Source organism: Aureivirga sp. CE67, assembly GCF_015767245.1.
Taxonomy (GTDB): Bacteria; Bacteroidota; Bacteroidia; order Flavobacteriales; family Flavobacteriaceae; genus Aureivirga.
On the sequence record NZ_JADOTV010000005.1, the window covers coordinates 45,499 to 72,177 of the forward strand.

General features: G+C 29.8%; 25 protein-coding genes. 5 read left to right on the plus strand and 20 right to left on the minus strand.

All coding sequences use genetic code 11. The features are described from left to right. Position 1 precedes the first annotated feature (1 nt). The gene (locus I0K12_RS08240) at positions 2-460 is read right to left on the minus strand and encodes an HAD domain-containing protein (protein WP_196886963.1); all 459 of its coding nucleotides are present in this window, start codon (positions 458-460) and stop codon (positions 2-4) included. Between the two features lie 11 nt (positions 461-471). Continuing rightward, positions 472-1,485: an NAD-dependent epimerase/dehydratase family protein gene (locus I0K12_RS08245; protein ID WP_196886965.1), complete on the minus strand. Its 1,014-nt coding sequence runs from the start codon at positions 1,483-1,485 to the stop codon at positions 472-474. A gap of 413 nt (positions 1,486-1,898) precedes the next feature. Between I0K12_RS08245 and tyrS the strand changes: the two genes are divergently transcribed. Further along, complete coding sequence (gene tyrS / locus I0K12_RS08250; protein WP_196886968.1) at positions 1,899-3,191, plus strand: tyrosine--tRNA ligase; 1,293 nt, start codon at positions 1,899-1,901, stop codon at positions 3,189-3,191. 123 nt (positions 3,192-3,314) lie between these two features. Here the strand turns inward: tyrS and recA are convergent, their stop codons facing one another. Continuing rightward, positions 3,315-4,364, minus strand: a complete 1,050-nt coding sequence (gene recA, locus I0K12_RS08255) for a recombinase RecA (RefSeq protein ID WP_196886970.1) — start codon at positions 4,362-4,364, stop codon at positions 3,315-3,317. Positions 4,365-4,702: 338 nt separating this feature from the next. On the opposite strand from recA, the gene I0K12_RS08260 reads away from it, so the two are divergent. Further along, positions 4,703-6,241 carry a peptide MFS transporter gene (locus I0K12_RS08260; RefSeq protein WP_196886973.1) on the plus strand — a complete coding sequence of 513 codons (1,539 nt, stop codon included), beginning with the start codon at positions 4,703-4,705 and terminating at the stop codon, positions 6,239-6,241. A gap of 69 nt (positions 6,242-6,310) precedes the next feature. Here the strand turns inward: I0K12_RS08260 and I0K12_RS08265 are convergent, their stop codons facing one another. The 9 genes from I0K12_RS08265 to I0K12_RS08305 form a co-directional block, all read right to left on the minus strand. Beyond that, positions 6,311-7,072 carry a tetratricopeptide repeat protein gene (locus I0K12_RS08265; RefSeq protein WP_196886976.1) on the minus strand — a complete coding sequence of 254 codons (762 nt, stop codon included), beginning with the start codon at positions 7,070-7,072 and terminating at the stop codon, positions 6,311-6,313. Positions 7,073-7,075: 3 nt separating this feature from the next. Continuing rightward, positions 7,076-8,842 (minus strand): BatD family protein, encoded by a 1,767-nt coding sequence (locus I0K12_RS08270; protein ID WP_196886979.1) that lies wholly within the window; start codon positions 8,840-8,842, stop codon positions 7,076-7,078. A gap of 4 nt (positions 8,843-8,846) precedes the next feature. Further along, the gene (locus I0K12_RS08275) at positions 8,847-9,647 is read right to left on the minus strand and encodes a tetratricopeptide repeat protein (protein WP_231372722.1); all 801 of its coding nucleotides are present in this window, start codon (positions 9,645-9,647) and stop codon (positions 8,847-8,849) included. 64 nt (positions 9,648-9,711) lie between these two features. Beyond that, entirely contained in the window at positions 9,712-10,746 is a 1,035-nt protein-coding gene (locus tag I0K12_RS08280; protein ID WP_196886985.1) for a VWA domain-containing protein, read from the minus strand. A 2-nt stretch (positions 10,747-10,748) separates the two neighbouring features. After that, a complete protein-coding gene (locus I0K12_RS08285) occupies positions 10,749-11,750 on the minus strand; it encodes a vWA domain-containing protein (RefSeq protein ID WP_196886987.1) in 1,002 nt (333 codons plus the stop codon). 4 nt (positions 11,751-11,754) lie between these two features. Then, positions 11,755-13,356 (minus strand): hypothetical protein, encoded by a 1,602-nt coding sequence (locus I0K12_RS08290; RefSeq protein WP_196886989.1) that lies wholly within the window; start codon positions 13,354-13,356, stop codon positions 11,755-11,757. 4 nt (positions 13,357-13,360) lie between these two features. After that, positions 13,361-14,230 (minus strand): DUF58 domain-containing protein, encoded by an 870-nt coding sequence (locus tag I0K12_RS08295; protein WP_196886992.1) that lies wholly within the window; start codon positions 14,228-14,230, stop codon positions 13,361-13,363. 72 nt (positions 14,231-14,302) lie between these two features. Beyond that, positions 14,303-15,310: an AAA family ATPase gene (locus I0K12_RS08300; protein ID WP_196887257.1), complete on the minus strand. Its 1,008-nt coding sequence runs from the start codon at positions 15,308-15,310 to the stop codon at positions 14,303-14,305. A 356-nt stretch (positions 15,311-15,666) separates the two neighbouring features. Then, positions 15,667-16,698: an aldo/keto reductase gene (locus I0K12_RS08305; protein WP_196886994.1), complete on the minus strand. Its 1,032-nt coding sequence runs from the start codon at positions 16,696-16,698 to the stop codon at positions 15,667-15,669. 130 nt (positions 16,699-16,828) lie between these two features. Here I0K12_RS08305 and I0K12_RS08310 point away from each other — a divergent pair, with 130 nt between their 5' ends. Continuing rightward, entirely contained in the window at positions 16,829-17,941 is a 1,113-nt protein-coding gene (locus I0K12_RS08310) for a hypothetical protein (protein ID WP_196886997.1), read from the plus strand. Positions 17,942-18,284: 343 nt separating this feature from the next. Here the strand turns inward: I0K12_RS08310 and I0K12_RS08315 are convergent, their stop codons facing one another. Both I0K12_RS08315 and I0K12_RS08320 read right to left on the minus strand, forming a co-directional pair. After that, entirely contained in the window at positions 18,285-18,962 is a 678-nt protein-coding gene (locus tag I0K12_RS08315; protein ID WP_196886999.1) for an NUDIX hydrolase, read from the minus strand. Continuing rightward, on the minus strand, positions 18,959-19,717 hold the full coding sequence (locus I0K12_RS08320; protein WP_196887001.1) for a helix-turn-helix domain-containing protein: 759 nt from the start codon (positions 19,715-19,717) through the stop codon (positions 18,959-18,961). The genes I0K12_RS08315 and I0K12_RS08320 overlap by 4 nt, the downstream gene beginning before the upstream one ends. A gap of 411 nt (positions 19,718-20,128) precedes the next feature. Between I0K12_RS08320 and I0K12_RS08325 the strand changes: the two genes are divergently transcribed. Both I0K12_RS08325 and I0K12_RS08330 read left to right on the plus strand, forming a co-directional pair. Next, a complete protein-coding gene (locus I0K12_RS08325; RefSeq protein WP_196887002.1) occupies positions 20,129-20,524 on the plus strand; it encodes a YbjN domain-containing protein in 396 nt (131 codons plus the stop codon). A 24-nt stretch (positions 20,525-20,548) separates the two neighbouring features. Next, entirely contained in the window at positions 20,549-21,268 is a 720-nt protein-coding gene (locus I0K12_RS08330) for a PspA/IM30 family protein (protein ID WP_196887005.1), read from the plus strand. 152 nt (positions 21,269-21,420) lie between these two features. Here I0K12_RS08330 and I0K12_RS08335 read toward each other — a convergent pair whose 3' ends face one another. The 6 genes from I0K12_RS08335 to rfbA all read right to left on the minus strand — a co-directional run bounded on the left by I0K12_RS08335 (position 21,421) and on the right by rfbA (position 26,679). Further along, entirely contained in the window at positions 21,421-21,807 is a 387-nt protein-coding gene (locus tag I0K12_RS08335; protein WP_196887006.1) for a hypothetical protein, read from the minus strand. 181 nt (positions 21,808-21,988) lie between these two features. Beyond that, positions 21,989-23,305 (minus strand): O-antigen ligase family protein, encoded by a 1,317-nt coding sequence (locus I0K12_RS08340; protein ID WP_196887007.1) that lies wholly within the window; start codon positions 23,303-23,305, stop codon positions 21,989-21,991. A gap of 10 nt (positions 23,306-23,315) precedes the next feature. Then, on the minus strand, positions 23,316-24,386 hold the full coding sequence (locus tag I0K12_RS08345) for an acyltransferase family protein (protein WP_196887008.1): 1,071 nt from the start codon (positions 24,384-24,386) through the stop codon (positions 23,316-23,318). Positions 24,387-24,418: 32 nt separating this feature from the next. After that, positions 24,419-25,273, minus strand: a complete 855-nt coding sequence (gene rfbD / locus I0K12_RS08350; protein ID WP_196887009.1) for a dTDP-4-dehydrorhamnose reductase — start codon at positions 25,271-25,273, stop codon at positions 24,419-24,421. After that, positions 25,270-25,818 carry a dTDP-4-dehydrorhamnose 3,5-epimerase gene (rfbC, locus tag I0K12_RS08355; RefSeq protein ID WP_196887010.1) on the minus strand — a complete coding sequence of 183 codons (549 nt, stop codon included), beginning with the start codon at positions 25,816-25,818 and terminating at the stop codon, positions 25,270-25,272. The genes rfbD and rfbC overlap by 4 nt, the downstream gene beginning before the upstream one ends. Continuing rightward, positions 25,819-26,679, minus strand: a complete 861-nt coding sequence (rfbA, locus tag I0K12_RS08360; RefSeq protein ID WP_196887011.1) for a glucose-1-phosphate thymidylyltransferase RfbA — start codon at positions 26,677-26,679, stop codon at positions 25,819-25,821.

The following is a 26,679-nucleotide window of genomic DNA, read 5'->3' on the forward strand; positions in this document are numbered from 1 at the left end:
ATTAACCATTCAAAATTTCTAAACTTTCTTCTAACTTTTCTTCATTAAAACCTAGTGTAAGTTCAGTTGAAACTAAATGATTTTTGAAATTAGAGTTTAAAGAATGTAAAGACTTATCATCATCAAGGATTAAAAAATTCTCTATATTATTTTCTTTAATAAATTGTTCGATTTCTTCTTTTCGAGATTTACAATTTGGATATTCAGGTACAAAACCTTGAATTGTTTGTACAATATTTCTATGCGCAAAAATTGCATTAAATTCTTCTAAAGTTCTTACAGTTCTTCTAGTAGAACTTAACCAAATTTCAAAAGGATGATATTGTAAAAGTTGATTTAAATTTTGAACACATTTAGAATTAAATCTAGAATAATTATCTGAATCCATTTCATCTTGTTTCCAAGGAGGTGTTGTAATTAAAACTCCATCTAAATCTAAAATCAAAATTTTACACTCCATTAATTTTTGAATTATTTATCTCGATTAAAATCTGTGCAAATTTCGGAAATTGTTGTTGAAATTGGCTCAAAATCAAAGGATAATTCTTGTTTTATTTTATCGGAGTTGTAATACGTTTTAGAATGTGCAGATTTTACAGATTGTTCTGTCAGAAGTGGTGTTCCGTTTGTAAAGAAACATCTAATTTTATCTAAAACTGCTAAAAGTTTCATGCTTCCTTCTGAAACTTTTTTGGAAGGTTTTTTCTTTTGAAAATTTCCAGCAATGGAAAAGAACAAGTCTTTGAAAGAAATATTTTCAGAAACTAAAACGAATCTTTCATCTTTAATATCTGATTTCATCAACTGAATCATTGCTTTTACGGTGTCTTTCACACCAACAAATCCAGTAATTCCTTCTGTGTAATATGGAAAACCTTTATGAAATTTAGAGAAAATATCTCCTGTTCCGTTTTTCCAAAAACCAGCTCCTAGAATTACTCCCGGATTTACGATTACGGCGTTTAATCCCTCTTGTGTTCCTCGCCAAACTTCCATTTCGGCTCCGTATTTGGAAATTGCATAACCATAATTTTTTTCTTCAGGATTCCAATCACAAGATTCGTCTAAAAATTCTTGGTTTACTTTTTTGCTTAAAGTTGCTACAGAACTTACATAACATAGCTTTTCTACATTAAAATCAATACAGAAATTCACAATATTCATCGTTCCTTGAATATTAACTTGACGCATTTTTTTATAATCTTTCGGGTTGAAAGAAACTAATGCTGCGGCGTGATAAACTTGTGTGATTTTGTGTTTTTGAAAAAGTTCTTCTAAAGAAATAGTGTCTTCGATATCTGCTTTTTCCCAAATGATTTTTTTGAAAAGTTGGTTGGTGTTTTCAGTGTAGTAAGAAAATACGTTTTCTACAGCTTTTAATTTTGATTCGCTTCTGTAAATCGCAATTATTTGCTCGTTTTCTAGCGCTAAATGATATAATAAATGCGCTCCAACCATTCCTGTGCCTCCTGTAACTAAAATCATGCAACGAAAGTAAAGAATTATTCTAGAATGATACTTATAATATAAATGGATTTTTATCTTTGCTATACAATTTAAGAAACTTTATTGGTTTTTGGTTCTATTTCGTTGAAATGAATGCGTTAGGGATTGTAGTGGAAAGCTTTTGTTTTTGAAAAAATTAGATTTTCTTGGGAAACGGAGGCGACCTTAGAAGCCCACGGATGACCTAGAAATTCTTTTTTGAAAAAACGAAACTTGTAACGAAAAGCCCGACCTGTAGCTGGAACATAGAGGAAGCGAAAGGGAACGCCCAAATATTGTTTTTTGGATTTATGATTTTATTTTTAGAGGTTTTTACACACCCCTAGCCCCTCTCAAGAGGGGAATTTGAAATAAAATTTTTACTAATTTTTGAATTTAATTTTTATATAAATATGAATACTAACTTTGTTGAAGAATTACGTTGGAGGGGAATGTTGCACGACATCATGCCTGGAACGGAAGAGCTTTTGACTAAAGAAGTAACTACAGGTTATATTGGTTTTGATCCTACTGCGGAATCATTGCATATCGGAAGTTTGATTCCGATTATCATTTTGATGCATTTCCAGAAGGCAGGACATAAACCTTTAGCTTTAGTTGGAGGAGCGACTGGGATGATTGGTGACCCTTCAGGGAAGTCTAATGAGAGAAACTTATTGGACGAAGAAACATTGAATCGTAATGTTGCAGGTTTAAAGAGAACTTTAGAGCGCTTTTTAGATTTTGATGGTGATGCAGAAAATGCTGCGGAGCTTGTAAACAATTATGATTGGATGAAAGACATCTCACTTATTGATTTTGTTAGAGATGTTGGAAAACATTTAACTGTAAACTACATGATGGCAAAGGATTCGGTAAAGAAACGTTTGGGTTCTGAGTCGAATGTGGGAATGTCATTTACAGAATTTACTTATCAGTTATTCCAAGGTTACGACTTCTATCATTTATATAAAAATAAAAACTGTTTGCTTCAGATGGGTGGTTCTGATCAGTGGGGAAATATTACTACTGGAACGGAATTAGTTCGTAGAAAAGCACAAGGAAAAGCGTATGCATTAACTTGTCCTTTAATCACGAAAGCAGATGGAACAAAGTTCGGAAAATCAGAAGGAGGAAATGTTTGGTTAGATAAAGAATTGACTTCACCTTATAAATTCTATCAATTCTGGTTTAATGCTTCTGATGAGGATGCGGAAAACTACATCAAGAAATTTACTTTCTTAGATAAAGAAATAATTGATGCTTTAATTGCAGAGCATAAAGAAGCGCCTCACATGCGTATTTTACAAAAACGTGTTGGAGAGGAAGTAACTTGTATGGTGCACTCTAGAGAAGATTATGAGAATGCTTTAAAAGCTTCTGGAATCTTATTTGGAAAAGCAACTGCGGAAGAATTAAATGCTCTTGGTGAGCAAACTTTCTTAGATGTTTTCGGAGGAGTTCCGCAAGCAGAAGTTTCCAGAGATGCTATCGAAGCTGGAATTGATATTGTTGCTGCATTTGCAGAAAACGGATTCTTAAAGTCAAACGGAGAAGTTCGTAGAGCTTTAAAAGAGAATTCTATTTCAATCAATAAAGAAAAAGTAAAAGATGATTTTGTTGTTGGAACAAAAGATTTGATTGCTGATAAATATGTGCTTTTACAAAGAGGTAAGAAAAATTACTTCTTGTTGAAAGTAGTATAAATAATAGTTTAATAGATGTTAAAAAGGTTTTCTCAGTTTCTGAGAGAGCCTTTTTTTTATTCCAAAAAAAAGAGACTGAATTTGATAATTCAGTCTCTTTTTAATTTTATATAAGTTTTATTCTTATTTCTTACCTTCAGTAGCAGCTTCTTCTACTTCTTCCGTTCCTTGAATTTTAGCTACAATTTTAGCTTCTAATTCCTCAGCTAATTCAGGATTGTCTTTGATGATGTTTTTCACTGCATCACGTCCTTGTCCTAATTTAGAATCTCCGTAACTGAACCAAGAACCACTTTTCTTGATAATTCCGTACTCAACTCCTAAATCTAAGATTTCTCCTACTTTAGAAACTCCTTCTCCATACATAATATCAAATTCTGCAGTTTGGAAAGGTGGTGCTACTTTATTCTTAACAACTTTTACTTTCGTGCTGTTTCCGATTACTTTATCTCCATCTTTGATTTGCGTTCTTCTACGAATATCAATTCTTACAGATGCGTAGAACTTTAATGCGTTACCTCCTGTTGTAGTTTCAGGATTCCCGAACATTACACCAATCTTCTCACGTAACTGATTAATGAAAATAACCGTACAGTTTGTTTTATTAATAGAACCTGTTAACTTTCTTAAAGCTTGAGACATTAAACGAGCTTGTAATCCCATTTTAGAATCTCCCATTTCTCCTTCGATCTCACTTTTTGGTGTAAGTGCAGCAACTGAATCAATTACTACGATATCAAAAGCACCAGAACGAATTAAGTTATCAGCAATCTCTAAAGCTTGCTCTCCATTGTCTGGTTGAGAAATGATAAGGTTATCGATGTCTACTCCTAATTTTTCAGCATAAAAACGATCAAAAGCATGCTCTGCATCAATAAATGCGGCAATACCTCCAGCTTTTTGAGCTTCTGCAATAGCATGAATTGTCAAAGTCGTCTTTCCTGAAGATTCAGGTCCGTAAATTTCGATAATTCTTCCTTTTGGATATCCTCCAACTCCTAATGCCAAATCAACTCCTAAAGATCCTGATGGAATTACATCAACATCTTGCACAGCAACATCACCAAGCTTCATAACAGAACCTTTTCCGTATGTTTTGTCTAGTTTGTCAAGTGTTAATTGTAATGCTTTTAATTTTGCTTCTTTTTCTTTTTCTACGTCTTTTGTCGCCATAAGCTTAAAAATATATTTTTTTAAATATTGAGAAGCTAAAGTACAAAAAAACTAATGAAAAATAGCATCAATTTTATCATTAAAACCTATTTCATGATGGAAAAAAATTATACTTAAAGTCTTTCAAAATAAATTGTTTGAAAATGAGATATTTAAGTTTCACTTTTCAAAAAACACACATAAACACTTTAAAATCAACAGTTAATTTAACTTTGTAATTATTTGTAACTACCAACAATTAATAACAATCAAGTATTTATTAGAATAAATTATTATTCTGTTCTGAATAAAAAATAGTCCTTGCGAATTTGCCCATGTTTAATCTTAAAATTTAAAACATGGAAACAACTATTTTAGTAGAAAAAGAAACTTCTAACACCTATTTAGGGCATCCAAAAGGATTGTTCTATTTATTCTTTGCAGAGCTCTGGGAACGATTTTCTTTCTATGGAATGAAAGCTTTGTTAATGTTATACATGACACAAAAATTAATTTTCTCAGATCATAATGCTTTCGGAGTTTTTGCAGCATATATGTCTTTAGTTTATGTTACGCCACTTTTCGGAGGAATGATTGCCGATAAAATCATCGGATATCGAAAAGCAATTATGCTTGGAGGAGTTTTAATGGCAATCGGACATTTTCTTTTGAGTTTTGAAACACCAATTTTCTTTTACGCCTCTTTAGCAATTATCATTGTAGGAAATGGTTTTTTTAAGCCTAATATTTCTTCATTTGTTGGTTTATTATATCCTGTTGGAGATAAAAGAAGAGATTCTGGTTTTACTATTTTTTATTTAGGTGTAAATGTTGGAGGAGCTATCGCGCCGCTTATTTGTTCTTGGCTTGCTATTTCTTACGGATGGCATTATGGTTTCGCAATGGCAGGAATCGGAATGTTATTTGGGCTTTTTATGTTTTATAGAGGAATGAAAGTTGGCGTTTTTGGCGAAAAAGGAAAAATTCCAAAAAAAGAAGTTTATAATCAAAAAAGATTCGGAATCAAGCAAGGGAAATTAATCAACATTCTTTCCTTTTTAGTAGTTCCAATTTTTGCTGTATTAATTGTTTTTCATCAATACGAACATTATTTGGTAGGAATCGTTTTTCTATTAATAGCTACTATTTTATTCTTCATCTACAGAAAAGTTAGTAAAGAAGAAAAAAGAAGACTTCTGGCTGTTGTTTATTTTGTTTTGTTAGGAAGTTTATTCTGGGCAATTTTCGAACAAGCAGGAAGTTCTGTAACACTTTTTGCAAGTAGAAATGTGAATCTAATAGGAATCAATGCTGCACAGACAAATAGTATCAATTCTGGATTTATTATGTTATTGGCAATTCCTTTTTCTTGGTTATGGACTTATCTAGATAGAAAAAAAATAAATCCAAATGCTGCGGTAAAATTTGGAATCGGAATGTTTTTATTAGGACTTGGTTTTTTAATTTTTGGTATCTCAGGTCATTTTTCAGATGCTTTTGCTAGAACTCCTATGATTTTCCTTTTCATCGGATATTTTGTGCTTACAGTGGGGGAATTATTTCTTTCTCCAATTGGTTTATCTAAAATGGAAGCATTGTCTCCAGCAAAAATGGTTGCATTCATTATCGGAATTTGGTATTCGGCTTCTTTTTTCGGTCATTTTTTTGCAGGAAAAATAGCACAACTTACAACAAAAGTAGAAACTTCATCAGAGTCTAGTTGGTTGGATTCTATTGTTCATTTTTTTACAGGAATTTCTAATGAGAATTTCCTTAATGAAAACTTCCAACAGCTTTATGGTTATGTTTCTACTTTTGCAAGTTTTGGTTTACTTTCTATTGTAATCGGAATAGTAGCCATACTTATTTCTCCTTGGATTAAAAAATTAATGGTTTAAGAATTGGCCTAAACAAAAAAGCTCATTTTAATTAAAAAATGAGCTTTCTCTATATCTAAAATATTTTGTTTAAAATTCTCTGAAACTTTCCGATTGTACCCAACCTTCACTTCCATTTGCTATCTTGATTTTACTCCAACCATCTTCCATAGAATCGATCACTAAAACTTTCGTTCCTTCATGCAAATCATACAGTGTTTCACTATTCATTTTTGGTGATTCTTTCACAGGAATCTTTTCTGAGAAAATGATCGCTTCTTTTGTTTTTGTAATTAAACTATGATTTTTAATCGCAAAAAAGAAACTTATTCCAAAAACGATAAAAGCAAAAATAGAAACATTGAAAAACAATAATTTCTTTTTAGAAGTATAAGAAAAATAATAAATCAAAAAGAAAATTGCACAAACAAAAGCGCCAACTACAGCAATCCATGCCCATTGGTTATAATTGAACTTCATGATAAAATTATCCGAAATATTTTCCAAAACAGAGTTCGGAACTTCTTCAATTTTATCCAAAGCCAATCTGTTTGCAAAAACTAAATTGTTTTTCGCTTCTTTATTATTCGGATTTACTTTTAAAGCTTTCTCATAATAATAAATCGAAGGCGCAATTTGGTTCAATTTATAATACGTATTTCCCATATTGAAATACAAAACATCCGAGATATAATCTTCGCTTTCTATCTCTTTATATTTCTTTATTGCTTCGTTGTATTTATCTGCTTTGTAAAGAGAATTTGCTTGCTCAAAAAGCGTTTTTGGATTTTGATTTTGAGCACTTGCAAAAGAAAAAATACAGATACATAAAAATAAAATTAGTTTTCTCATCTCTTAAAGTGCTTTATCAAGTTTAATAATTAAATCTTTCGCTTTGTCAAATTCTTTTTGCATCATCACATTTGTTGTAGGTGTAAATCTTGCAAAATCACAATCGTCTAATACCGTAATAAATTCTTGAATCACGACAGCATCTACATCTTTAGATCTTAAAATATCCGCGATTTTCTCTTTACTGATATCTGTAGTTTCAATCTTCAATTTGGCTTTTAAGAAATTATGTAAAGCCTTTTCAAGTGCCACATAAAATTCTTCTTTTTTACCTAATTGCTTCTTAGCATCTGATAAATATTTCTTAGCTAATTTATTCGCTCTACGTAAACGTTTTCCTTCTACATCAGCATCTCTAGCTTGTTTTCTATTTCCAATGATGATTCCAACAGGAATAGCCAATAATGGAATTATAATTAAAATGTAATATAAAGTTGAGTTGTAGAAATCAGAAGTATCTTCTTTAAAGAACTTCGTTTTTGTCTCAATATCTTTAAAATTATTATCATTATTTGCTAAAATATCTTTCTTTGTTTCAACAGGTTTTTCTTCTTGTGCTTTTGGTGTTCCTCCTAAAGATTCGATGAAAATTGGTGCTGCTGTAATCGTATGATATTTTTTGTCTTTTGGATTAAAATACGAGAAAGATGTCTCTGAAATTTTATACTTTCCTTTATATTCTGGAACTACAACATAAGTATCCGAAACTCTTCCTGAAAGTGTATTCCCTGATGGTCTTACTTTATCAGCTCGAGTAGGTGTATAAACTTCTAACTCTTCTGAAGTTGTAATTTTTGGTAATTCAAACAGATTTAAATTTCCTTTTCCAGTTACTTGTACTTTAATTTCCGCAGAAGAATTCTCTTTTAATCGAGTTCTGTTTGCAGTCATTTTATACGTAAAATCTCCTACTGCTCCTGTAAAATTCTCTGGCTGTCCTTCTACTGGCAGTTCTTGAACATTGATCAATCTTTTCTTTGTAGTCAATTCTTTTGCAATATTTCTTGTAATCATATTACCAAAAAAATCTCCTCTACCTGTAGGAACTCCAACTGTTACTCCCATTTTAAAAGGATCAATATATAATTTCCCTGATTTCTGTGGAATCAAAAGATCTTTCTTTACAATCAAATATCTATAGCGCTCACCATTATACATTGTTTCTTGTACACGTTGGTTTTTAAGCTCGATATTCTGGTGCCAAAATCCATTAAATTGCTGTGAAGGCCTTTCTCTTAAATTATTTGCTATGATTTTTTCACTAACCAAGATTTTATATACAACCGTAATTGCTTCTCCAATATAGGGCTTCGTATTCGAAACCTCAGCAACTAGATGAATATTCTGATCTGCGATATAATCCGGATTATTAGGATCTGCTGGAACCTCAACTTCTTTTGTAACTGAAATTTTTACAGGTTTTGTTTTCAACAAATTCCCATTGTATTCAATCGTTGCACTTCCAACCGTAAGATTTCCCATCTTTTTAGGTTGTAGTGTATAAATATATCTTTGCGAAAAAGTGACTTTTCCATTCATCCAAGTTTGATTTACAGATTGACTTGGACCACTTATCACAGTAAAATTTGCAAAACTTGGTGGTGTAAAATTATCTGCTCCTTGAACATTAATATCAAACTCGATTCTAAAACGTTGGTTTAATCCTAATTTATTTTTACTCACACTAGCTTTGAAAGCTGCTTGTTGTGCAAAAATTAATTGTACTGCAAAAAAGAAAAATATTAATAAGTTCTTTGTTTTAAAATTCATTTGATTACCAGTCTTTTTCTTGATTAGATTTTTGACCTTTTGCTTTTTGTGCATTTATTTTTTTCTGAGTTTTATTCTCTTGATTATTCATCGCATCTAAAAGCTGTTTCATTTGTTGTGGAGAAAGTTTTCCTTTTTGCTGTTTAGGTTCTCCTTGCTTCTCCTGGTCTTTATTATCCTTATTGTCTTTGTTATCTTTATTTTGCTCGTCTTTATCTTCTTCGTCCTCTCCGTCTTTCTTGTCTTTGTCTTTATCCTCGTTTTTGTCCTTCTCGTCTTTCTTGTCTTCTTCGTCCTTTTTATTCTCGTCCTTATTGTCTTTTTTGTCTTCGTTTTTATCCTTCTCGTTTTCCTTGTTCTGATCTTTTTCGTTCTCCTTATCTTTATTCTGATCCTTGTTTTGATCTTTATTTTGATCTTGAGGCGGATTATCTTTTAAGAATTTTTGAGCTAAAGCTAAATTATAACGAGTTTCTTCATCTTTTGGATTATTACGAAGAGAATTCTTGAAAGCTTCCACTGCTTTTTGATAATCTTTTTCTACCATAAAAGCATTTCCAATATTATGGAAAGAAGCTGCTTTTTCCATTTTGTTATCAGACATTTTGTTGAAAGATTTGAATTGAGCAATTGCTTCTTTCATTCTTCCTTGTCCTAAAATAGCATCTCCAAGATTATACACAGCCTTTTTGTTTAAAGGATTTTTCACCAAAGCTTCTTTGTATTTTACTTCGGCTTCTGCATATTTCTTTTCTTCGAATAAATCATTTCCTTCTTTTACGAAAGCATCTGATTCTAATCTCATTTTTTTCAAATCTTCTTGTGAAAAAACAAAACTAGAAATCAAACAAATTATATATAGTATAGCTTTATTTTTCATTGAATAAATTTAATTTTTGAATCCACTTCGTTTTCTTTTCAAACAATAATAAATCGATAATTAACAGAATTAACCCAATTCCTAAAAACCATTGAAATTGTGATTTATAATCTGAAAACTGTTTTGATTCAAATTCATTTTTATCTGCTTTTACCAAAATATCTTGAATTGCATCTACAGTATTTTTTGTACTATTTCCATTCAGATATTCTCCATTTCCTTCCTCTGCAATTTGCATCAACATTTTAGGATCCATCTTCGTATTTACAACATTTCCTTCACGATCCCTTTTGTACTCTACGACTCTTCCATTATGCTTCAAAGGAATTGGACCTCCTTTTTCTGTTCCAACACTAATTGTATAAATCTTGATTCCGTCTTTTGCAGCTTTAGCAACAATAGAATTATCTACTCCTTGATGATCTTCACCATCCGAAATAAGAATCAAGAATTTATTCGTTTGTTCATCATTATTATAATACGTTTCTGCTAATTGTAAAGCATCATTAATAGAAGTTCCTTGCGAAGAAACTAAATTTGGATCTGCATTTTGTAAAAATATTTTTGCAGCTCCATGATCTGTTGTAATTGGTAAAAGAGGATAAGCATTTCCTGCATAAGCGATAATTCCAATTCTATCACTTCCTAATTTATCAATTACTTTATCAATAATTTGTTTTGCTTTCTGAAGTCTACTTGGCGCAATATCTTCTGCCAACATACTCTTTGAGATATCCAAAGCAAAAACAATATCTACTCCTTGTCTTTTTATCGTCTCTAATTTGGTTCCCATCTTAGGGTTTACCAAAGCAATTACTAAAAATGCTAATCCTAAAGAAAGTACTACAATTTTTAAAATAGATTTAAATGTAGATTTTTCTGGACTCAATTTTTTGATCAAAAAAGAATCAGCAAATTTCTTTTGTGTACGTTTTTTCCACCAATACATCCCTAAAAATGTAACGATTAGTATTGGTATCACTATAAGTGCTATAAAATATTTTGGTTCTTCTAATTGATACATTTTTAAATAAAACTTTTATAAACTGTAAATCGCAACAACATTTCTATAAATATCAAAATTCCTGCTAAAATCACTAAGAATCGATATTTTTCATCATAATTATAATACTTGAATTCTTCAATTTCTGTTTTTTCAAGTTTATTAATCTCGTCATAAATAGCTTGTAATTTGCTATTGTTTGTTGCTCTAAAATATACTCCTCCTGTTTCCTTTGCGATGTATTTCAAAAGTGTTTCATCAATTTCTACAGGAGCATTTCTATACATAAATCTTCCATTTGCAGTTTTCGCATATGGAAATGGCGCCATTCCATTCGTACCGATTCCGATAGTATAAACTTTGATTCCATAATTCACTGCAAGTTCTGTTGCTGTTTTTGGATCTACAAATCCTGCATTATTTACACCATCTGTAAGTAAAATAATTACTTTACTTTTTGCCTTACTATCTTTCAGTCGATTTACTGCCGAACCAAGTCCCATTCCAATGGCTGTTCCATCATCAATTTGTCCCCAAGTAATATTTTCAATCGAATTTTTTACAATTCCTTTATCACTTGTAATTGGAGTTTGTGTATAACTTTCTCCAGCATAAACAACAATTCCGATTCGATCATTCGGGCGTTCTGAAACAAAGTTAATTGCCACTTTCTTTAAAGCTTCCAAACGATTTGGCTTTAAATCTTTTGCCAACATACTTCCAGAAACATCCATTGCCATTACAATATCAATTCCTTTGTTCACTTTTCTTTTAGTACTAACATCTACCGTTCTTGGTCTTGCTAATGCTACAATCAAAAATGCAATTGCTATTAATCTTAAAATAAATAATAGCGGATATAATTTAGTCAACCACGAAGACTCTAATTGAAATCCTTTTAAAGATCCCATTTTCAAAGTGGCTCTTTCTTTTTTTCTTGTAAAAATTTTCCATACCAAAAGAAGTGGAATTATGATTAAAAACCACAAATAGGATGGATTCATAAACTCAAAATTTTCAAACATAATTTTATTCTTCGTCTTTTTCTAATTGAATAGAGTTTATAATTCTTTCTGAGATATCTTCTCCATAAACATCCGAGTCTAAATAACTAATCTGAACAATTTGAACTCCATGTTTACTTCCAAAAATTGCTAAATCTAAATATCTATCGTAAACTTCTTTAGATTCTGGATCTTCAAACGAGAAATAAGCTTTTACCAACATACACTCATTTCCGTTAATTGTTTTAATATCGCTATCAATTTTCTTAAAGCTTGCTCCTTCTTTCTTTAATCTTTCGATTGCAGAATTTTTCGCTGCTTCTAATTCGAAGTTTGGTAATTCTTGTTTGAAAGAAGTTGTATTTACTGCAATCTCGAATCCGCTAGAAGAAACATTTGAGAAAACACCAACTTCCATTTGCTCTTTGATTTGCGGAGGAAGCACAATATCTTCAGCTTTCAAGATTACAGGAGTTTCAATAGAAACCGATGGATATCCATAAGAAGATCGATTCCATTCTTTCTCTGTATACTGTAAACTTTCGTTTCTAAAAACAGTATCAATTACATATTTAGGTCCAAAATAAACCATAGAACCAACTGTAAGAACAATAATCGTTGCAACTGTAACAGAAACTGCAATTGCCATTCTTCTGTTTCCTTTTTTCTTTGCAATCATCTCTGGAGTTTCCTCTATAATAGGATTTCCATTTTCGTCCAGTTTTGGTTTATGAACAATAGATTGAATTTCTTTTACTACATTTTCTGCTGTGTTTTTATCCACAGACATTTCTTCTTGTAAAGGTCTAGATTTGGCAAATTTTACTAAATCTGCATTTTGTAAAAACTTACGTAAACCTTCAATAGTTTCTTTCGGAATTCCTAAGTTCTCCGACTTATTGTGTAAAGAAAGTAATGTAATCAACTCATCCGAAGTAACCTCCAGCGTTGGAATTTTCACATCACGTCCAATATAATTTCTCACAATTTCCGTAAGCATACTATAGTATTCCTTTGCTTCTTCTTGCGTATTTACTTTAGAAACATCCAATACTTTCAGTTTTTCAATTGCTTCTTCTAATGGAGGCAATACAATTTCTGAATATTTCTCTTTTCTTCTTTTTCTTGTAGAAATAATAAATAATGCAATCAAAATAATAACCATTACTCCAACAATCCACCAGATGTAATTGTTATTTGGAACATCTACTTCTTCTTGGAAGAATATTCCTTTGCTAGGATACAATTTTTGTTTCGTAGTATCCACAGCAACAGTTGCTACCTCAATAAAAAGTGAATCTGTATAAAATGGTTTATTATTTAAAAGAATTTTTTGTCTTGGAATCACATATCTTCCGCTATCAAAACTTGTCAAAAGATATTTTTTCACCAATCTTTCATTAATTGTATCCACATCAAAAGACTCTAAGACCTCTACTTTATTCAAATTTTCTAAAGTAGCAGGAAAATCAGCCTTTTCAGATGCTTCTACAGAAACTTCATAGTGAAATTGTTCTCCAATACGAATATTTTCAGTATCTGTTTTTGTCTCAATCTTATAGTCTTGTTGCGAAAAACCAACAAAACAAACTAAGAATAAAGCAATATGTAGTAAATATTTTTTCAAAATATTATGCTCCTTTTTGTTTAAAATAACCTAATAACTTTGTTACATAACTTTCGTCAATACGAGTACTAATCGTACCAGCTCCACTTCTACTAAATGATTTATCATAATAATCAATCATCTTTAAATAATGTGCTTTGTATTGCGTTCGAACTCTTTTAGAAGATGTATTCACCATCATTGTTTCTCCTGTTTCTGCATCTAACATCGGAACAATTCCAAGATTCGGTATTTCCATTTCTTTTTTGTCATATACTCGAATTCCGGTTACATCGTGTTTTTTCCCAACAATTTTTAGTGTTTGATAATAATCTTCATCCATAAAATCAGATAAAACAAAAACAATAGCTTTTTTCTTCATCACATTAGATAAATACTTTAAAGCTCCTGAAATATCTGTTTTTTTACTTTTTGGTTGAAATTCTATCAACTCACGAATAATTCTCAAAACGTGCGTTTTTCCTTTTTTTGGTGGAATAAAAAGCTCTATTTCATCCGAAAAAAGAATTAGTCCAACTTTATCATTATTCTGTGTTGCAGAAAAAGATAAAGTCGCAGCAATTTCTGTAATCGTATCTTTTTTAAATTGTTTGGTTGTCCCAAAAAGTTCCGAACCACTGACATCGACCATCAACATCATGGTAAGTTCTCTCTCTTCTTCAAAAACTTTGATATAAGGTTCGTTGTATCGAGCAGTCACATTCCAGTCGATTGCTCTTACATCATCTCCAAATTGGTATTTTCGAACCTCGCTAAAAGTCATACCTCTTCCCTTGAATGAACTATGATATTCTCCAGAAAAAATATGATCTGATAGACGACGTGTTTTTATTTCAATTTTACGTACTTTTTTAAGTATTTCTTTCGTATCCATTGTTTTTAGTTTTAAGTAAAGAAAGGAGAATCAAATTCTCCTATCATGATTTATTTTACATTAAAACATATTCTATGGCACTTCTACTTCATTGATAATTTTATTGATAATATCAACTGAAGTTACATTTTCTGCTTCTGCTTCATAAGTAATTCCGATTCTGTGACGTAATACATCAATCACTACAGCACGAACATCTTCAGGAATTACATATCCTCTTCTCTTGATGAATGCATAACATTTTGCAGCAGTTGCTAAACTAATAGATCCACGAGGAGAAGCTCCGAAACTAATTAAAGAAGATAAATCTCCTAAATTGTATTTTTCTGGATAACGAGTCGCAAATATGATATCAAGTATATATTTCTCGATTTTTTCATCCATATATACTTCTTTGATTGCTTTTCTTGCATTATTGATTTGATCTAAAGAAACCACTGGGTTTACTTTTTCAAAAGAACCTTTAAGATTACTTCTCATAATCAATTGTTCTTCTTCTAATTTAGGATAATCAATAACTGTTTTCAACATAAAACGATCCACCTGTGCTTCTGGTAAAGGATACGTTCCTTCTTGCTCCACAGGATTCTGTGTTGCCATTACTAAGAAAGGCTCGTCTAATTTGAAAGTTTCATCACCAATCGTAATCTGGCGCTCTTGCATTGCTTCTAAAAGTGCAGATTGTACTTTAGCTGGTGCACGGTTGATCTCATCCGCTAAAACGAAATTTGCGAAAATTGGTCCTTTTTTAATAGAGAAATCATTCTCTTTCATGTTGTAAATCATGGTACCAACAACATCCGCAGGTAATAAATCAGGAGTAAACTGAACTCTACTAAAAGAACCATGTACTGCTTTTGATAAAGTGTTAATCGCTAATGTTTTTGCAAGTCCTGGAACCCCTTCTAAAAGAATGTGTCCGTTACCTAACAAACCAATAAGTAATCGTTCAATCATATATTTTTGACCTACAATTACCTTGTTCATTTCCATTATTAGCATATCAACAAATGCACTTTCCTTCTCGATTTTCTCGTTAATTGCTTTAATATCAACAGATGCAGTAGTGTTTTCTTCCATTATTTTTTTCAATTATTTAATGCGTGAATTTACATTGCTTTATTTATGAATGCAAATAGCATAAAAAAAAATATTTTCCTTGTTAAAGAACGGTTAAAATTTTTTAACTAAAATTAAACTTAGATTAGTATTATTTCTTTTTTTTAACTATTTAAGTAGTAAAATTATAAAAAAATAGCAAGATTAAAATTATATATTCAATTTTAATTCAAGCATTTTTTTAAACTTTTTTCAAAAATTTTCTAGATTTTATTCACTTATAATAAAGAATGTTTCTAGAAATTAAAAAAGCAATGTCTTAGAATTAAAACATTGCTTTTTATTAAATATACTGTAAATCAATTTTTTATTACAAATTATGGCGCAGGATTTGGCTGCGAAGTATGTATTTTTTCGATCTCATTTAATAATTCTTCCGAAAGTTCTACATCCACACTTTCAATATTTTCCTTTAACTGCAACATTTTTGTAGCTCCAATAATCGTACTTGTCACAAAAGGTTGTTGTCTAATGAATGCTAAAGAAAGTTGTGCTAAAGAAATTCCGAAGTCATTTCCTAAAGAAGCATACTTTTTTACCACTTCTGAAACTTCCAAATTACTATATCTTTTCATTTGTGGATACAAAGTCAATCTTGCATCATCAGGTTGCTCTTGTAAATATTTCCCAGACAAAATTCCGAAAGCTAAAGGAGAATAAGCCAAAAGTCCGATATCTTCTCGGTGAGAAATTTCTGCCAAACCTGTTTCAAAAGTTCTATTCAACAAAGAATACGGATTTTGAATCGTGATAGGTTTTTCCCAATCATTTTTTCTAGCTTCTTCACAAAAACGCATCAATCCCCAAGGTGTTTCATTCGAAACTCCAAAATGACGAATTTTCCCTTCTTTTTTAAAACCCTCTAAAGTTTCGATGATTTGTGCAAAATTATCTTCCCAAAGATCTGTAGCGTCTTGTTTAAAACCTCTTTTCCCAAAAAAGTTCGTTTTTCTCTCTGGCCAGTGCAATTGATAAATATCCAAATAATCCGTTTGTAGTCTTTCTAAACTTTGTTCTAAAGCTTTATTTAAATTCTCTTTAGAAAAACTCAAATCCGGACGGATGTAATCTAAACTTCTGTTTGGTCCTGCAATTTTGGAAGCTAAAACAACTTTCGAACGATTTTCTTTCAACCAAGTTCCTAAAATTCGCTCTGTTTCTCCATAAGTTTCCGCTTTAGTTGGAACTGCATATACTTCTGCAGTATCGATAAAGTTTACTCCTTTATCTAAAGAATAATTCAATTGCTGATGTGCTTCCTCAAGCGTGTTTTGTTCTCCAAAAGTCATCGTTCCTAAACAAATCTGACTTACTTCTATTTCTGTGTTTGGTAATTTTTTATATTTCATTTCCTAGTTTTCGATATTTTGATTCTATTTTTTCAGTAATAATTTAAACTTGAAAACTAAAAATACAAATATTTTCTTTTGAAAAACTTACTTTAAAAAGTCTTATACTTGTAGTAGAACAATTTTTGTTATGAACTTATCTGTCGATTTTTTTCATCTTTTAGCAAGTATTTTTATTTCTTTTATTGGAGGAAGTCTGCTTCTTGCTATTTGGTACCATATTCAAAAACAATTTAAAACAAAACTTATAGAAGACGAGCAACAACCAAGATTAGATAAAGGTCTTTTTTACCTAGCTTTGGCAATGTTTGTTTGGGTAGTTTCTGGAGTTTGGAATTTAATTTATATCAATTTCTCTTCCTTAGATGCTCAAAACTTTACTGCAGGTCTTTCTATTTTTTCAGCTTTAAATAATATTTGCTTCTTTTTTGCGCTGTTTTATTTTCGTCATGCACCAAAATATTTATTTCAAAAATCTAAAATTCGAACTACGATTTCGTTTACCATTTTAGGATTAGCTTTTATCACCATCATTTCTACCTTTATTTTTGGTGACGATTTTTATATTTTTAATAGCTTAAAACTAAATGCCATTCCAGATTTTCTGATTTCTATATTAATCACTTATTGGCTGATGTTGACTTTTTATAAAACTTTTACCCAAAGAAATTTAAAACTAATTGGAATTATAGCATTTCTTGCTTTGTTGATGATGTTAGTTTCACAATTACCAGATGTGATCAAACTTCCTGAAAGTATTTTTACTTTTCATTTAATCAAAATCATTGCGAAAACTTCTCTTATAAGTATTTGTCTAGTTTTGGCTACTAGTTGGGTTATCGAACTTGCACAAACTCCAACTTCTAAGGAAGTAACTCTTCATTTTATAGATTGGTCTTTGGTAAAAATCACTATTCCTTCAAAAGATATTTATGATGAATTAATTGACTTTGGTTCTAAAACTACACAATTCAAAAATTTCTTGCTATTTGCTATTTCCAGACAAAATCAGAATGCTTCTAAACAGGGAATTTTAGTTGGTTCCGATGGGAAAATAAAAAGTCAAACTTATCTTTCTAGAATTATAGAAAACATTAATTCCATTTTAAATCTAGAAAAAAATAATGCTTTAGAGCGAAAAGATTTGTTTACTTTTTTGGGTGAAGGAACTTATCGACTTCGTGTGTTACCAGAACATATAAAAATAGATGAAGCTTTGAAAAATGAGTTTCAGAAGAAATAAAAATATTATCACTAAAAGATTTTGTTTCTTTAAAACACACCCTAGCCCCTCTCAAGAGCAGGGCTGTCAAGTTCTAGTCTGATTTTATTAATTTTATATGATCGCTGGCGCGAGTTTGTAACTCGTGACCATACAAATACTAGAAACAATGGGCACACTTTACAAAAGTGCACCAGGTTTTCAATTTAAAAAATGGAGAACCTGACAGCCCTGCCTCTCAAGAGGGGAACTTATTGATTTATAGATTTTAATACAAAATAAAGCTTACTAATATCAATTAAAATAAAAAGAGATTACCCTTTGATAGAATAATCTCTTTTTTAATATGGTTTAAAAATGAATTTTATTTAATCTCGAAAACAAATCCACTTTCTAAAAGTTCGAAATATTTTTCACGTTTAAAAGCAAACAAACTTGCAGGTCTTCCACGTCCTTCGCTTACTTTTTCGTTTAATTCTTCTAAAATATTAAAACTTAAAATCTTTTTTCTGAAATTTCTTCTATCGATACTTTTTTCTAAAATTGTAGTATAAAGTTTCTCTAGATCTGAAAATAAGAATTTGTCGTTTAAAAGTTCAAACCCAATTGGCTGATAAGAAAGTTTGTTTTGAAGTCTTTCTTTAGCATCTGCAATTATTTTTGCATGATCAAAAGCCAAGTCAGGAAGATCGTTAATCGGAAACCATTTTGCTTCCTTTGCATCCGTGTCTGCTTTTACTTCAAATTTATCAGGTTTTACAATTGCAAAATATGCAATCGAAATTACATGACCTCTCGGATCACGATCGGGTTTACCATAAGTATATAATTGCTCCAAATAATGGATATCTAAGTTGGTTTCTTCTTTCAACTCTCTACTTACTGCATCTTCTAGAGATTCGTTGTCTGTAACAAACCCTCCTGGAATTGCCCAACAATTTTGGAACGGTTCTGTTAGTCGTTCTATTAACAGTAATTGTAAAGAATTTTCGATATATCCAAAAACAATTGCATCGACTGCTACACTTATATTTTGTCTCATTTTAGTTTTTGCTTTAGCGCTTTCAATTCGTTCTCCAAAATTGATAATTTATTTTCAAATGGACTTTGTATTTCTGGTAATTTGTGATAAAAAGCGTGAATTACTTTCCAAACTTCTAAAATTTGGTCTTTTTCTATCTCTACATCGTCTACACTTGGGTGAAAAGCGCGCAACATCACCTTTTCTTCTTGCACTAAAATATTTCTAAATAAGATTTCATCTTCCAAAACTACGAAACCTAAAAACTCTCCTTCTTTCTTAAGAATGTTCTCTACAGACATCTCTTCTCCAATAACAATATCTTTTGGAGAAAAACCTTGTCCGTAATTATTCATTTCTAAAGAAGAAATCACCAAAGCTCTCATTTCTTTAGAACTGTTAGAAGGAATTGTAATGGTTGGAAGATCTTTTATATAATGTGCTTTACCAAAATAACTCGGATAATTTTTCAATTGACTTTTGGTAATACAAGGAATGGAAGTAAAATTTTCTTCCCAAGATATTTTAGATTGAAATAATAAATCGTCTTTAAACTGTAAAAGCTCGTTTACTTTCATCTCACGAGTCAAAATATCTTCTAAAGTAATTTGGAAATGTTTCGTAATCTTTAATAACGTTTCGATTTTTGGTTCCGAACGTCCTTCTTCATAAGCTCCTAAAGTTCCTCTCTTAAGATCAAATAAATCTGCAAATGCTTGCTGACTTAAATTTTTTACACCTCTTATTTTCTTTATGTTTTTACCAAAGTATGTCATCCTTCCTAAATTTTGAGCAATAATATAGAATATATTTTTAATGAGTAATAAAATTAGTGAATATTTACAGATACTAAAAAACTTAGCAATTTATTAACAAAAAAAAATATTTAACATAAACTATTGATTTTATTAAGCTTAAACTCAAATTAAAGAATAATTTAAACTAAAATAAATAGCTTAATTTCATTTTTTTGCAAATTATATTTGCATATACTAAAATTATGTGTACCTTTGAATCATTGAAAAGAAAGAAAAAGTCAATATTTGAAGCCTTAAAAACCGAAACTGGGAATAATTGCTAATATTTATTGCAAACAAAAAGAAAAAGTCAAATTTTAAAAGAAAAGAAAAAGTATTCACAAATCAATTTTGTAATATTGAAGTAAACAAACTAACTATTAAAAACCAATGAAAGATCATTTTCAAATTATCAAATCTTATTTACTAGAATTAGATTTTGACATTACGTATGAAAACCAAGAAGAAGGAATTTTAACCATTGCAAAAGAAGAAGAAGGAATTGCAAATTTAATTGTTGGCGTAGCTGCTCCGATTTTAATTTTAGAGCAGTTTATTTTTGAGATCAACAATCCTTCTGTAGACGTGTATCAGGAGCTTCTTAGAAAAAATAGAGATATTATTCATGGGGCTTTTGCATTAGATCAGACAGGTAGAAAGGTGATTTTTAGAGACACACTTCAATTAGAAAATTTAGATTTAAACGAATTAGAAGGTACTTTAAACTCATTAAGTTTATTACTTAGTGAATATTCTAAGCAGATCTTAGAATTTGTAAAATATTAATTAGACTATAAAAGAAAATTTAAGATGAATATATTTAGGAGATTATTTAAGATAGGTGAAGCAGAAGCAAACTCTGCAATAGATAAATTAGAAAACCCAATAAAATTGACGGAACAAGGAATCCGTGATTTGAAAAAGGATCTTGCAAAGAGCATGGAATCATTAGCACAAGTAAAAGCAATGACAATCCGTTCTAGAAAAGAAATGCAAGAGCAAGAAAGCGTTGCAAATGACTACCAAAGTAAAGCAATGCTATTATTGAAAAAAGCGCAGAATGGTCAAATGACTATGGAGGACGCAGACAGATTAGCTAAAGAAGCTTTAATCAAGAAAGATGCTGCTGTACAAAATGCTGCTAGAGCAAAAGAAGAAGTAACTAAATTTGAAAAATCTATTTCTCAGTTGGAAGCAAATATCCAAACAATCAAGAGTAACTTGAGTAAATGGGAAAATGAATTAAAAACTTTAAAGGCAAGAGTAAGAGTAACAGATGCTACGAAGAATCTTAATAAACAATTGGCTTCAATTGATAGTTCTTCTACAGTGAGTATGTTAGAGAAAATGAAAGAGAAAGTTGCTCAAGAGGAAGCTTTAGCAGAAGCTTATGGAGATATCGCAAATGAAAGTAAGAGTGTAGATGATGAAATCGAAAAAGCTTTAAATACCACAAATGCTTCAGCTGATAATGATTTAGAGAAGTTGAAAGCGCAGTTGGGAATGAACGATGATACAAACAAATTGTAGATTATAGATTAGTTTAAGTTTACGAATGCTTCTGTCAAACCTAGAGTTTGCAGAAGCATTTCAAAACATTCTTTATATAAATTATACCATTTTTAAATTCACATTATATGATACTTTTATACTTAGTTGGAGCTTTTGGCTTTTATTTATTTTCACAGATTTTTTAAACTCAACTTTCTTTTGAAAAAAGTTTGAATTTTATTCCAATTGTGGTAAACAAATAAAATATTCAATATTGCTACAATTGCTTCTAGACCTAATGTATTTGGATCTAGTTTCAGATAGAAAAATAATACATTAAAAGATAAAGGCATAAGCATTATAAGTGCTAAAACTTGCCATTTCTTAGTTAAAATCAGCCCGCCCCCTATTATTTGCATTATACTTATTACATCTGCAAAGTAATTTAAATTAAAAATATTTAGTAATTCTAGGTTAAAAATTTCTTCTGAAAGAAGATGAAAAAAGTGATTGAAACCTAAAAAAATAAGGATGGATGATAACAAAATCCTTAATAGTAGAGTTAATTTTCCATTCATAATGTAAGTGATTGTTTGTAAGTTAGTTGAGGTGTATTCCTTATAAATACAGGTCTAATATATATAAAATATTTTTTTAAAAAAAATTAAATTAATATTAAATATTTTAACATTAAACATTAAATTAATTACAAAATACCTAACAAACAAGCATAATCATTAAATTAAACATAATTAAAAATTAAGTATTAATACTTAATTTTTCTTGATATTCTCTACGTTTTATTTTGTACTGTAAAGAGGTTAAATAATACATTATCCACATAAATTCTATACCTAAATGAATATAATGTCCATTTCTCAATAATCTTAATATAAATAAGATGAAAAGTCCATTATTAAAACACCATAATAGTATTAACTCTTTATTATCTTGATAATTTTTAGGAAATCGAATTCTATAATGATATAGAAACCAAAAGTAAAATAAAATTCCTATAAGACCTGTCTCAGTAAGAAAACGAAAAAAAAAGCTGTTTGCCTCACCTCTATTCAACCATATTTTATATTTTATAAATTTATTAGGAGGTAGTACTTCATCAATCAATTCATCATATCTCAATTCATAATTTCCCAAACCACAACCAAAAATTGGATCTTCTTTAAATGAAGCCATTGCAACTTTAAAATTACTGAACAAAGCATAAGAACTAAAGTTTAGATCATCAATTTGTTCTGTAGTTATTTGATCACTAGTTAAAATATTTATAGTATCATCTACTCTAGTTTTAACTTTTGGTAAATTATAAACAAACAAAGAGACAATTATTACTGCAATACTTATACTTACTAGAAAAATAGGTTTCTTAACAAATGAATATTTTGAAATTAAAAATAATCCAACACTTAAAAGAATACTTATAAAACCTATTGATGACATTGATAAAAAAACTACAAAAATTGTCAGAACAGATATAAAAAATGAAACTTTTCGATGAAGTCCAAAAAATCTTGTAATGACAATTAATAATATTGGAGTGATTGCGTATACCAAAAAAGAAGGTTCTTGAAACCAGCTATGAACTCTAAAAGGATATTTTTTATATTCATTATTACCTAGATCAAATCCTAAAACTGAAAAATCAACTAAATAATGTTTTCCTAACTTTGCAAAAATAAATTGTAGCAGACCTCCTATTATAGCTATTTTTATAACTAATATATAATCTTCAATTATTTTTTTAAAATCAAACTTATAAACAGCTATAAATAAAAAGGAATAAATAAAAGCAATCGATATTCCAATAAATTGCTTCATAAATAAAACTATTCCTGAAATATTAACAAAAAGATTTATCATTAAAAAAAATAATACAAAAGTTAAAATTTGAAGATCTTCTTTTTTGATATTAACCCTTCCGATAATTGATGTTGCATATACAATAAATAACAACATAAATATATATATCAGTTTAAAATCAAAACCAATATCAAAAGGTAAATACATGTTATCAAAAAATATAAAGAATAATCCTAATTTACATATCAAGTTTTTCATAATTCAAATTTTATCTTCTGAACTTATTCTTAAGTTTTAAGAAATAACTTTCATAATACTTGAAAGATAGATGTGATATTAAAAATGTTAATATAAAAGTTAAAATATTAATAGAAATAATCACCAAAGTATCGGTTAATATTATTTTATCTTGAATTTTTAAAAATAAAAACACAACAAAATTTAAAACTATTACATGGTACATATAAATTCCATATGATATTTTACCCAAATAATTCAACATTTTATTCTTAATTTTAAAACCAACATTCCCATATCCTAAAACAAAAACAAAAAATGTAAATACAATTCCAGTAAATAAGTTTTTTAAAAATAAAGTTTTAAATAAGAATAAATCTGTAAAGAAATAAAGTACCGTAAGTGATATCATTGTGAAGGCAAATATTCTACTTTTTTTAAAAAACTCTAATTTCTTTTTTTCTTCAAGAATAGCAACAATACCTCCAAAAAATAAGAAAAAATACATAAATTCATATTTTCTCAGAAAATCAAGTGCAGGTAAATGAAATATTATAAAATATATAGAAGCTAAAATAATGAGCGTTTTTAAAATCTTTTTTAATGGTAATAAATACATCAAAGGTGCAACTAGAAGGTAAAATTGTTCTTCGATACCTAAAGACCATAAAACTTGTAAAATTCCTCCAGGCTCATACATGATACTAAATACATTTGGTAAAAAAAATACCATCATTGCCAATCCGACAGGAATCGAATAAGTTATTTCAAATGGTATTCCAATTAATGGTAATATTAAATTATAAAAAATTAAACCAAAAATCATCACAAAGTAATAGACAGGGAAAATTCGTAAAATTCTTCTCACATAGAAGTTTTTAATCGAAAAAAAACTCTTCGACTTCTCTTCATAAATGGATTTTATAATTAAAAAACCACTTAAAACAAAAAATACATAAACAGAATCTACTCCTCTATTTAAAATCGGTAAACCGTCAAAATATGGTAAGTTTTGATTTTTACACAGTTTTGGTAAATGTTGTAAAACTACAAAAGATGCCAAAAAAAAACGTAATACGTCTAAATTTGGGATCTTTTTCATATGAAACTTTTTATCTTTAGGGTTCATTTAATTTATTTCTTATTTTTATATAAACATTCTTTTAAACTTTCTCTCCAATAAGGAATCTGAAAATCGAAAGTTGTTAAAATTTTATTTTTATCCATCACACTAAATTTTGGTCTTTCTGCTGGTGTTGGATATTGTTCTGTACGAATAACATTCACTTTTACCTCTATATTCTCATACTCAAAAATAGCTTTTGCAAAATCATACCAACTTGCAGCTCCTAAATTGCTAAAATGATAAACTCCAAAATCTTGTTTTTTATTTTGAATTAAATAAAGAATAAACTTTGCTAAGTCCATTGCATACGTTGGAGTTCCGATTTGATCGTAAATAATTCCAAGTTCATCTCTATCCGTTCCAAGACGAATCATCGACTTCATGAAGTTATTTCCAAACTCAGAATACAGCCAAGAAGTTCTTAGTATAAAATAACTCTCCAAAACATTTTGAATCGCTAATTCCCCTTCTAATTTCGTTTTACCATAAACTCCAAGAGGATTTGTAACATCATTTTCTACATATGGCGTGTTTTTATTTCCATCAAAAACGAAATCCGTAGAAATATGAATTAAAACCGTTTTATTTTTTTTAGAAACTTCGGCAAGATTTTTACTTCCTAAAACATTTACTTTTTCAGCATTTTCAACATCTGATTCTGCCTGATCAACTGCTGTATAAGCAGCACAATTAATACAATAATCATATTGATTTTCTGTAAAATCTCTCTCTAAATCTTCAATATTTGTAATATCTAAATCTTTAGATGACTTGAAATAAAAAGCAAATTGCTTAAAAGAATCTGCTAACTCTTTTAAGCAATTACCTAATTGACCACTTGCTCCGGTAATTAATATTTTCATGCTAATCGCGCATTTTCAATGTTTGGTAAAACGATATCTTTATCAGAAATAATCAACTCAGATTCCTTCATCTTCCAATCGATTCCGATTGTTTTATCGTTGTAAATAATTCCTCCTTCGGATTCTTTATTGTAAAAATTATCACATTTATAAAAGAAAGTTGCAGTTTCACTTAAAACAACAAAACCATGTCCAAATCCTCTAGGAACGAACAACTGCTTTTTGTTTTCAGCAGTTAGTTCCACTACTACATGTTGTCCAAAAGTTGGTGAATCTTTTCTTAAATCTACTGCTACATCCAGAACAGTTCCTTCTAGAGCTCTAACTAATTTCGCTTGTGCATGTTCTCCTACTTGATAATGTAATCCTCTTAAAACTCCTTTAGAAGAAAAAGATTGGTTATCCTGAACAAAATTTATTTCTTTTCCAATTGCTTCATTAAACTTTTGTGTATTAAAACTTTCGAAAAAATAACCTCTTTTATCTTCAAAAACAGTTGGTTCGATAATAAAACAACCTTTTAGTTTTGTTTCTTGAACTTTCATTTATTTTAGTAATTCTAATAAATTCTTTCCATAACCACTTTTTACTAAAGCAGTCGCTAATTCTTTAAATTGCTCTTCATTGATGAATCCCATCTTAAAGGCAGCTTCTTCAATTGCTCCAACTTTCAATCCTTGTCTTTCTTCAATCACTTGAACAAACTGAGATGCTTGCATTAAAGAATTAAATGTTCCTGTATCCAACCAAGCTGTACCTCTATCTAAAATACTTACTTGAAGCTTATCTTTTTCTAGATAAACTTTATTTACATCTGTAATTTCTAATTCTCCACGATCGCTTGGTTTGATGTTTTTTGCAATTGAAACTACATCATTATCATAGAAATAAATCCCAGGAACTGCATAATTTGATTTTGGAACTTTTGGTTTTTCTTCCAAAGAAATCGCTTTTCCTTCTGCATCAAATTCCACCACTCCATATCTTTCAGGATCATGAACATGATAAGCATAGATAATTCCTCCATCAGGATTATTATTTGCTTGTAATAAATCCGCTAAACCTGTTCCGTAAAAAATATTATCTCCAAGAATCAGAGCAACTTTATCATCTCCGATAAATTCTTCACCAATAATAAATGCCTCTGCTAATCCATTTGGATGTTCTTGCACAGCATATTCGAATCTACATCCATATTTTTTCCCATCTCCTAATAAAGATTTGAATAATGGTAAATCATGTGGTGTAGAGATTATTAATATTTCATTGATTCCAGCCCACATCAAAGTTGATAATGGATAATAAATCATTGGTTTATCATAAACAGGCATCAATTGCTTGCTTACAGCTAAAGTCAAAGGATGTAATCTTGTTCCTGAACCTCCTGCTAATATTATTCCTTTCAT